The 9,521-nt window shown below is 62.3% G+C and carries 10 protein-coding genes; 1 reads left to right on the top strand and 9 read right to left on the bottom strand.

Going from position 1 to position 9,521, the window contains the following annotated elements; translation table 11 throughout:
* Positions 1–245: 245 nt before the first annotated feature.
* The 6 genes from LJE63_08810 to LJE63_08785 all read right to left on the bottom strand — a co-directional run bounded on the left by LJE63_08810 (position 246) and on the right by LJE63_08785 (position 6,100).
* Entirely contained in the window at positions 246–632 is a 387-nt protein-coding gene (locus LJE63_08810; protein ID MCG6906713.1) for a hypothetical protein, read from the bottom strand.
* Between the two features lie 770 nt (positions 633–1,402).
* Entirely contained in the window at positions 1,403–2,710 is a 1,308-nt protein-coding gene (locus LJE63_08805; protein ID MCG6906712.1) for a tetrathionate reductase family octaheme c-type cytochrome, read from the bottom strand.
* Positions 2,711–3,484 carry a cytochrome c family protein gene (locus LJE63_08800; protein MCG6906711.1) on the bottom strand — a complete coding sequence of 258 codons (774 nt, stop codon included), beginning with the start codon at positions 3,482–3,484 and terminating at the stop codon, positions 2,711–2,713.
* Positions 3,481–4,686, bottom strand: coding sequence for a Ni/Fe-hydrogenase cytochrome b subunit (gene hybB / locus LJE63_08795; protein MCG6906710.1), 1,206 nt, complete (start codon positions 4,684–4,686; stop codon positions 3,481–3,483). The genes LJE63_08800 and hybB overlap by 4 nt, the downstream gene beginning before the upstream one ends.
* A complete protein-coding gene (locus LJE63_08790; GenBank protein MCG6906709.1) occupies positions 4,683–5,600 on the bottom strand; it encodes a 4Fe-4S dicluster domain-containing protein in 918 nt (305 codons plus the stop codon). Before LJE63_08790 ends, hybB begins: the two co-directional genes overlap by 4 nt.
* The gene (locus LJE63_08785; protein MCG6906708.1) at positions 5,597–6,100 is read right to left on the bottom strand and encodes a hypothetical protein; all 504 of its coding nucleotides are present in this window, start codon (positions 6,098–6,100) and stop codon (positions 5,597–5,599) included. The genes LJE63_08790 and LJE63_08785 overlap by 4 nt, the downstream gene beginning before the upstream one ends.
* A 15-nt stretch (positions 6,101–6,115) precedes the next feature.
* Between LJE63_08785 and LJE63_08780 the strand changes: the two genes are divergently transcribed.
* Positions 6,116–7,507: a sigma 54-interacting transcriptional regulator gene (locus LJE63_08780; GenBank protein ID MCG6906707.1), complete on the top strand. Its 1,392-nt coding sequence runs from the start codon at positions 6,116–6,118 to the stop codon at positions 7,505–7,507.
* A gap of 54 nt (positions 7,508–7,561) precedes the next feature.
* Here the strand turns inward: LJE63_08780 and LJE63_08775 are convergent, their stop codons facing one another.
* The 3 genes from LJE63_08775 to wrbA form a co-directional block, all read right to left on the bottom strand.
* A complete protein-coding gene (locus tag LJE63_08775; GenBank protein MCG6906706.1) occupies positions 7,562–8,254 on the bottom strand; it encodes a hypothetical protein in 693 nt (230 codons plus the stop codon).
* A 76-nt stretch (positions 8,255–8,330) separates the two neighbouring features.
* Complete coding sequence (locus LJE63_08770; GenBank protein MCG6906705.1) at positions 8,331–8,588, bottom strand: SEC-C domain-containing protein; 258 nt, start codon at positions 8,586–8,588, stop codon at positions 8,331–8,333.
* A gap of 125 nt (positions 8,589–8,713) precedes the next feature.
* The gene (wrbA, locus tag LJE63_08765; GenBank protein ID MCG6906704.1) at positions 8,714–9,331 is read right to left on the bottom strand and encodes an NAD(P)H:quinone oxidoreductase; all 618 of its coding nucleotides are present in this window, start codon (positions 9,329–9,331) and stop codon (positions 8,714–8,716) included.
* Positions 9,332–9,521 lie beyond the last annotated feature (190 nt).

Below are 9,521 nucleotides of genomic sequence, written 5' to 3'. Positions count from 1 at the left end.
AATACCGCCGCCCAGGGGATAATATACGCCGCCGGTACCGCCGGTGCCGATGGAAATAAACTCGGTTTTGGCCGCCGCGAGACCGCTCATTCCGAAAACCAGTGCGATGCACAGGCACACTGCCAGAATTCTCTGTTTCATGAATTCCCTCCAGTCGTTTAATTGAAGTTTTTTACAAATTGCTCACAAGACAACATGCCGCACCCTGGATTTTTCCGTCACTCCGTCAACGTCGTAATGGTCAGCTAAACACCCTGGGGTTTTCCCGTCATGCCGATCACCGGATAGACAAAAGCGGCCGAGGCGCCGGGTTCCACCAGCCCTTTGCTCGCTTGGGCCGGCACCAGGCCGGCAACCGCCTTGCCGTTGTCCAGGAAAATCCTCACCCGGTAACGCTGCGGCTGGTCGCTGACATTTTTCAACCCGACGCTCAGATGGAGCACTTCCTGACCCTCATATTTTTTGAACATGCAGGTCAGCGACTCGAGCGCGGCCCCGGGTGCCACCTCCGTTTGGAGATTTTCCGCCGCCACACAGGGAAACACCTCCTCGGACTGGGCCAGACCCGGATGCGCCGCCGCGACCACCATCAGCACCAGCACCGCCAACTCCGCCGAACGCCATCTGTTCATCATCTCCTCCTCCGTTTCACGTTTCGGTTTAGCTGCCTTCAAGGGAAAGGGCATGCTTCCTGTTAACCATATCGCCTTCGCTGCTGTCAATGGGATTCAGGCGCTGATGACGCGCTGATGGGGGTTTCATGGAAGTGAAGAGGGCAGCCGGAGGGGCCCTGATAGTCGAGATGAGAAGTGTGGGACCGTCAACAGGTGGTGTGAGAAAAAAAGAAAAAGGAAAATGGGGATGCGGTGCCACCAGTGTTTTTAGTCGGCTGCAGCATTTACCCTGAACTGATGGTCGCAGCCCGTTAGCTCACCCCAACACCCTCGCAGAAAGTTTGCCCGCTTTGCTGTGTTTTCGCAGAAAGGAACTTTCATGGGGGCGGCAGGGCTGGTCCGGGAGTTGGCACTTTCGATTGGGTACTGTTCATTTTCTTGTGCGGACAAGAAAACGAACCAAAAGAAACCGCCCGCGCCCCGGGGCCCTGCGGGCTGCCCTGCGCTTCTCGCAGTCGGCGGGCCCTGTGGAACTCGCTTGCGCTCAGACAGCCACAGGGCCTTTATCGCCGGCTGCTGCGATGCTCGGCCCGGGACGATGGGATTTAAAACGCCGGCCGCATTAAGCGCTTGAAATAGGGCTATCGTCTTCGAAAAACCCCTGGCCTAAACGGTTTAGCGGTTAGTTATTTAGAAGCGCCAAGTCCAGGGCGCGCAAATCTCAGCGGCGTGAGGCGTACTCAAGGTACGCCGCAGCGCCGAAATTGGATTTTCTACGCCGCCATCCGCTATTGACCGGCCGGTCTGTAACCCATGGGCAGCTTCTTGAAGCGTCCGCCGTGGACGATGGGATCGCCCTTGTAGCCCAGGGCCTTGAAGTCGATGTAGTCGGTGGTGCCCACCAGGTGGCTGACGTCGCGGCCCCTTTCGGCCATCCAGGAAAAGTCGGTTCCCTTGTGAGCCACCTTCTTGAAGTCGATCAGCCGGCTGTCCTGGTGGCAGCGGTCGCAGGTGCGCTCGCCCTTGAGACTGTCGTGGCATTGGACGCAGGACAATGCCATGTCCGCGGGCATTACCTCGTGGTCCACGCCCCAGTACATCCAGGTCTCCACCCATTTGAAGTTGCCGCTGTAGGGCAAGCCGGCAACCCGCATGCCCTCGGTGATGGCCTTTTGCCAGTCGAAGTGTTTCCAGAAGGCGGTTTTGTCCTCCTTGTCCCGGGGAAAGAGATGCGGCACCAGCAGATGGGCGTGCTTGGCGTCCGCGGGCTGGACGCCCTTCATGATCTTAAACGGCGCGATCTTGCTGTTGGGGTCGCGGATGGATCCCACCGGCTCGGCAATATTGGTCACCGCCGCCTCCAGGTCAATGCGGTCGCCCAGCAGAACGCGCTTGTAGAATCCGCCGTGCCAGCGATAGACCGGCTTGGCGGACTCCCGCCAGGCGAATTCTCCCTTCTTCGGGTCGTAGTCCCCCATCCCGTACTTGTCCTTGCGGGGTTTGCGCGTCTTGTCGCCGGCCTTGGACCAGTCCCACCAGACCTTGGTGGGCTTGCACTTGGCGTAGACCGGGGAGTGGCAGGTGTTGCAGTCGATGTTTTCGCAGTGCTTGTTGAGGTGGTGGTCCAGGATGCTGTTGCCGTAGTGGGGGCGTGCGCCGTGGCAGTCCTGGCAGTTCAGGGCCCCTTCGACCACCGGCACCGAGGAGCTGCGGCCCGGGATGCGGTGGTTGCGGGTGGTGTGGCACTCGGCGCACTGCATGTCGTAGCCGCCCATGTGCACGTCGCAGGCGCGGTCGGGCTGCAGCAGCTGGCGCGACATGTCGGCGTGCTTGACGGCCTCGGCCCCCCCGCCGTTGAAGTGGCATTCGCCGCAGGTCTTGCGCGAACTGTGGCCCACGTTCTGGGCGACCGTGACCAGGTCGACTGCAGGATCGGGCATCCCGGCCCCGGTGGGCGTCTTTTTGTAGGTTCCGGTGGTGTCGTGGCAGACCAGGCAGTCGATGCGGGTCCGGTCGCTGAAATCAAAGGTGTCGTCTTTCCAACCGTATCCGGCGTGGCAGCTTGTGCAACGAGCCTCGTTGCTGATGGGGCTCATTCAGAAGTTGTTGATGGCGGTCGTCCCCTTGCCGTGAATGACCTTCTTCTGCTGGTTCAGGGTGTAAGCCGAATGGCCCTTCCAGAGCCAGTGGGCCGTGGCCAGCATGTCCTCACCGGCCGCTGCGTGGCAGCGCAGGCATTCCTCCGTCACGTCCCAGGGTTCGGGGTTGGCCCCAAGTTTGACCAGTTCCTTGTGGTCCGGCACATTTTTCGGGTGACAGCCGGCACAGTCCACCGGCCCCTTGGCCTTGTCGCGGTGGCATTGGATGCACTGCTGGTGATAGGCCGCCTTGAGCCCCAGCCGCTCGGGATGATCGGTGCGGAAGGCCTCCTGGTGGCAGGCGCTGCAGCGCACGGTCTCCTTGGCGGACGGGTCGGCGGGTCGCGCGTGATGGCATATGGCGCAGTCCTGGATGGCCGCGGCGTGCTTGGTGTGCATGAAGCGCACCGGCCCGTAGTGGTCCTCGCGCTTTTTGATGATGGGGCTTTCCAGCAGGAAATAGCTGTGAACGATGTCCTTCACCCCGAGGCCCACATCCCGCAGCCGCTGCTGGCGGCAGAGCTGGCACTCGTCCACCACCGCCTCGATCAAGGGCACCACCTCCTGGGCGCGCTGCCGGGCCTCCTCCTGGTTCGGTGCCTTCCACTCGGGGCTCAGCGCCAGTTCGTCGGCCTCCGGGTTTCCGGCCGCGAATGCCGGGGCGGCCACCAGCACCGTCATCAGTGCGATCAGGAACCGCAACGCCCGTCCGGATGAGAATGGTTTCGTCATGCAGACACCTCCCGGGCCGGTGCAGAGAGAACCGGCAGATGGGTGACCAGGAAACGGTAGATGAACATCAGGGTCGCGATCAGGCCGACCGTGATGAGAATTTCCCCCACCGCTGGAAAGTAGCTGGCCTCGCTCACCGGCGGCGTGTAGGCCACCACGAAGACGTTGACCCGGTTGAGCAGGACCCCGCCCACGATCATGGCGCAGGCGGCGAAAAGGGCCCGGCGGCTGCGGCGCACCCGCTCGGATAGCAGCATCAGCCAGGGCACGATCACCCCCAGGACCATCTCCACGAGGAAGGCGTTGGTCTGGGCCGTACCCTCCAGCAGGTGCACGTAGGTGCCGCGCACCACCATGTCCCCGATCTTGAGCGCCATGTAAAGCCCCAGCAGGTAGATCGTGATGCGGGTCAGCGGGGCGAGAACCCGCATCTCGCCGTCGCGTTTCAAGGAACTGGTGGCCAGCGTGGTTTCGAAGACCACCATCGGGTACCCCACCGCGATGGCCGAGGTGAGAAAGAGCAGCGGCAGGATCGGGGTGTACCACAGGGGGTGGACCTTGGTGGGCGCCACCAGCATCAACGAGCCCAGGCTCGACTGGTGCATGCACGAGAGCACCACCCCGGCGATGATGAAAACCCACATGATTTTGTCCAGCACGCGGTCGGCCAGGCTCAGGACGGATTCCACCAGCCCGTTCAGGGCCGCCAGGGGGCCGGGGAGGTTCACCCGGCCCTTGTACTGCTCGGCCACGACCGGCAAAAATTCGATGTAGAGCACGTTGAGGTAGAACATCACGCACATGGCCACTTCGAAGAGTACCGAGTTGAAGTTCCAGAAGACCATCGGTTTCCAGATGGCCCAGGAACGCCCGATGTCCACCAGCAGGCCGATCACCACAAAGGTGTAGCCGAGCACGGCGGTGAGCAGGGCCGGGCGCACCACCGGCTCGTAGTAGTGCCGGCCGACGATGTGGGCCAGAAAGGCGGTGGTGAAGCCGCCGGCGGCCAGCGCGACCCCCGAGGCCACGTCCACCCCGATCCACAGCCCCCAGGGCCGGGCCGTGGACAGGTTGGACACATAGCCGATGCCGCCGATGAAGCGGGCCGCCATGGCCAGGGCGCCGGCGGCCATCAACACGGCCAGCACCACGACCCCCGGGGTCCAGAAGCGGGTCTTGAGCGGGTAGGGGTGGTGGGTCATCGGCGATCTCCTTCCTCGTCTTCGGGGTGGGGCCGGTTCCCGCGGGAGGCCCACATGATGCCCCCCAGAAGCCCGTAGAGCACGATGGGCGACCAGAGGTAGGCAAACAGGCTGTGCTGAATCGTCTCGGCCAGCCGGGGGGTGGGTTTGTCCGGCACATCGATGAACCCGAGCTTCTCGAAGGGTACCGCCGTGATGTACATCCAGCTGGTCCCGCCGACCTCCTTTTCGCCGTAGATCTCCTGGAGGTAGCGGGCGGGGTTGTCCTGGATGCGCTTTTTGGCCACCGCCAGCAGGGTCTTGCGCCGGCCGAAGGTGATCGCCTCGGTGGGGCAGATCTCGGCGCAGCCCGGCAGGCCGCCCGCCTCGCTGATGCGCTCGAAGCAGAAGGTGCACTTCATCACCCGCGGGGTGATGGGGTCGTGGTATTCGTAGGCCGGGATCTCGAAGGGGCAGGCCACCATGCAGTAGCGGCAGCCGATGCAGCGGGTCACGTCGTAGTGCACCGCGCCGTTTTCTTTTTTGGTCAGGGCGCCGACGATGCACGCCGAGGCGCATGCCGGCTCCTGGCAGTGCATGCACTGGATCTTGACGAAGGTCGGCACCAGTTGGTTGCTGGCGTCGCGCTGGCCCGGAAAATAGCGGTTGACCACCGTGAAGGCCTTTTCATCGGGGCGCCGCGGGCGGTTGAGGACGGTGGGGTCCTCGAAGGAGCGCGCGGGCGGCGGCAGGTCGTTGACCCGGTTGCAGGCGTCCTCGCACTTGCGGCAGCCGATGCAGCGGGTGAGGTCCACCAGGCAGCCGAAGGGGTCCTCCGGTGCCGGCGAGGCCTTGGCGGCGTAGGCCCTGCTGACCGTCGCCGCAGCCCCCGCCGCTCCCGTGATCTTGAAGAACCCGCGTCGTGTCAGCTTCATGGAATCTCCTTGGCAGGGCTTTTGGCATGCGTCTGGTGTGATCTTCCAGACGCCCTTTTTCCGGTTTTGGTCGGTTTCAGATGGGCCCGGGGTGGGCTGCAATCCGTTTGTTTCTGGATCAGAAGCCGCACCACCCGGCCGTCTTGCTGTTCACCGACGATGCGGTCCTGCTGGCGCCGGGCCAGTTGGCGAATGGTGGCGGCAACGTCGGGGTCTTCGATGGATACTTCGATCAGCGCGCCGGGTGCCAGGCGGTGGGCCCGCTGCTGGTATGTCAGCAGACAGATGGGCCAGCCAACGCCGACCAGATCGAGCCGGTCCGGTGGAGTCATGGTGATCGCCTCCCCGTCAACCGTTTGCGCAAAGTTCGTGCCGATCCCGATCCCGCCCAAATTTTGATAAAAATAAAATAAATTCAGATTTTTAAGGTTTTTCTTGAATCGACCTTGCCAATTGTGGGGACCTGTTGTATTTAAACAATCGTTTAAACGTTTAAACACTTCCCGGGGAGACCCATGCTGGACAGCCAGCTCAACCACTACTGGAAACGCATCGTCGACACGATGAGCGACGGCCTGATGATCATCGGTACCGATGGTACGATCATCTCGGTCAACCGAGCCTTCGAGCGCCTCACCGGCTACCGGGCCGACGAGGTCGTGGGCCGCTCGTGCATCGTACTGCAGTGCGACGGCTGCGAAAAGATCCTCAACCGCAGCGAGGTGGCATGGTGCGCCCTGTTTGACAAAAGCCGGGAGGTGCGCTGTCATTGCCGTCTGCGCACCAAAAGCGGTCGGTTTGTGGCGGTGGCCAAGAACGCTACCTTGCTGGTGGACGACAACGGGCAGCCGCTGGGGGCCGTCGAGACCCTAACCGACATGTCCGAGGTGGACCGTCTCGGCGAGGAGGTCGGCCGGCTGGCCCGTCAGCTGGACCAAAGCGGGGATTTCCACGGAATCTTGGGCCGATCGGCGGCCATGCAGCGGGTATTTGATGTTATCGAGCGGGTGGCGGGAAGCGATGCGCCGGTGATCATCAGCGGGGAGAGCGGCACCGGCAAGGAGCTCGTGGCCCATGCGATTCACCGTATCGGGCCGCGGCGCGAACGCCCCTTCGTGCAGCTCAACTGCGCCGCCCTAAACGACGCCCTGCTGGAAAGCGAACTCTTCGGCCACATCCGGGGCGCGTTTACCGGGGCTTACCGCCACCGCACCGGGCGTTTCGAGGCGGCCGACGGCGGGGACATCTTTCTGGACGAAATCGGCGACGTGCCGCTGCCCGTGCAGGTCAAACTGCTGCGGGTTTTGGAAACCGGGCAGTTCGACCGGGTCGGCGATCACCGTCCGGTGAGGGTCGATGTGCGGATCATCTCCGCCACCAACAAAAACCTGCCCGAGATGGTCACCCGCAAACAATTCCGGGAGGACCTGTTTTTTCGTATCAACGTGATCCCCATTCACCTGCCGCCTTTGCGCGAGCGCAAGGAGGACATCCCCATCCTGGTGAACCGTTTCATTCAAAACCTTCGCAAAGACACGGGAAAGCCGATCACGGCCCTGGCACCGGATGTTCTGCGGCTTTTCATGGACTACGGCTGGCCGGGAAACGTGCGCGAGCTCAAGAGCACCTTGGCCTATGCCTTCGTGATTGCCGATGCCGGCCAGGTGAAACGCGAGCACCTGCCGCCGCAATTCACGCCGGGATTTGGCGGGGCGTGCGGCGGTTTCGGGGAGGGGCGCGTTTCGGGGGAAAAGGCCGCCCTGCTCGAAGCATTGCGGCAAACGGGGGGAAATCAGACGCAGGCGGCCCGGCTTCTGGGGATCAACCGGGTGACGGTCTGGAACCGGATGCGGAAGTACGGCATCGATCTCAAGGGAAACCTGAAAGATCGGCGTTTTACGGGGTAGCGGAAGGGCTTTCGGCTGTCAGCCGACGAGCACTGGAGGAGCGCCACCGACCGGCTATGATCCCGTCGCCAACCCGGCATGCGCCGAACCGCGAAAGTCTGTGGGCTCGGGTTCGCCCCGCTTCAGGGCCTTTTCTCTGGCGCGCCTGTGGTTCATGTCCGCCGGGATGAAGACCACCGGCTTTCCCCGCTTGCGGGCCGCGGACAGCTCGTCCCGGGCGACCTCGCCGCCGCCGATGCCGACGAAGGCGGAACTGACCTCCACGATGGCCTCGGAGGTGGGCGACAGGTGTTCCCCGCCGCGGACCCTTCCTCCCCAACTGTCGTCTTGCACGTAAAAAACGTGATCCACGCACGGCGAGAGGGCGACACCCTCCGCCTGCGCCAGCGAGGAGACGATTCCCATCGTGGTGAAACCCATGGCCTTGGCCACTTCATAGACGGCACCGATGCCATCCCGGGTGGCGCCGATATTGATCAATGTCTTTTCCGGGTCCTGCTTTCGAAGGATCTCCGAGGCATTTTCGATCATCGCCGCGGGGTTTTCGTACCCGGCACCCGAGAAGCCGGCAAAGGTTAAAACGACCATCTTTTTTTCCTGGACGAACTGAAGAATCTCCGGCAGCGTCGCTTCACCGACCTGGTGCGGCCCGGGGCAGCCGCCTGCCGCGGCCTCCGGCGGGGAGGCGGTGAACGCCAGGAACACCGTCAGCATGATCTTGAACACGGGGCGAATAAGGTTGAACATCTATCGAGGCTCCTTTCATCCAGCAGCGGCCTCCGCCGCTGTGTTCGCCAAGAGCCGGCTGCCGGCGCAAAATTCGTCATGCGCCGATGGCGCCGCAGCATTTCTTGTACTTTTTGCCGCTGCCGCATGGGCACGGGCTGTTTCTGCCGACCTTTTCCGATTTGACCGCCTGGGGAGGGTTCAAAGCCTTTTCCAGGTCTGAAATGTCTTCAGGCTTGTCAGGTTCCAAAGCGGCTATAAACTGCCACCCGTTTTTTTCACAAATATCGGCGACGTATTTGGCTCTTTCCTCTGTTTGAACCCGGACAACAATGGGCCTCTCTTTTGATCCCAGTTTCGCCATTGGCTGTCTTTCCCGAACTCGATGTTCCGGTGACCCCGAGCGCCTGCCCTGACCCGCTCAACCGCCGGTTGGGTGATCCGCGTGCGGTGTGGTGTGGCAGGGGGCAGCCGTGGGGACTATCGCTTGTCCCGATCGGTTGATTGTCTCCTGGCCACTTCTGTTACGTGTGCACCCTGGAAGCGGGCAATTTTAGATTCGTTCTCCGAAGGCATGCGGCTGCCATCGGTATCGGCCAGTGTGGTCGCCCCGTAGGGTGACCCCCCGGTGATTTCACGCATGTTGCTGAGCTCCTGGCAGGAATAGGGAACTCCCACGACGATCATGCCGTGATGGAACAGCGTGTTGTGAAACGAGGTGATGGTGGTTTCCTGACCTCCGTGCTGGGTGGCCGTGGAGGTGAACACGCTGCCCACCTTGCCGACCAGCTTTCCGCCGGCCCATAACCCACCGGTCTGATCCAGGAAATTGCGCATCTGGGCGCACATGTTGCCGAACCGGGTCGGGGTGCCGAAAATTATCGCGTCGTAGTTCGGTAGTTCTTCCACCGTTGCGATCGGTGCGGCTTGATCGAGCTTGGCGCCGGCTTTTCTGGCAACCTCTTCGGGCATCAATTCGGGTACCCGTTTGATGACGACATCGGTGCCGACGACGCTGCGCGCCCCTTCGGCGACCGCGGTCGCCATGGCCTCTATGTGGCCATACATGCTGTAGTATAAAACGAGGATTTTGGTCATCTTGTGCCTCCTTCGCTGGGTCGTTGTGGCGTGAGCCTGACGGCATTGACAGTTCCGTACAAAAACCCAATTTCCGCGTTGCGCTGCATCTCGAAGTCGCTGCGGCGCACAACAGCACGCCTCACGCCGCTGAGATTTGCGCGCCGTAACTTGGCTTTTTTACGCAACGGTCTGATTATTTATTTTTTCC

The organism is Desulfobacteraceae bacterium (genome assembly GCA_022340425.1).
Classification (GTDB): Bacteria; Desulfobacterota; Desulfobacteria; order Desulfobacterales; family JAABRJ01; genus JAABRJ01.
This window is presented reverse-complemented; position numbering and strand designations above follow the sequence as displayed.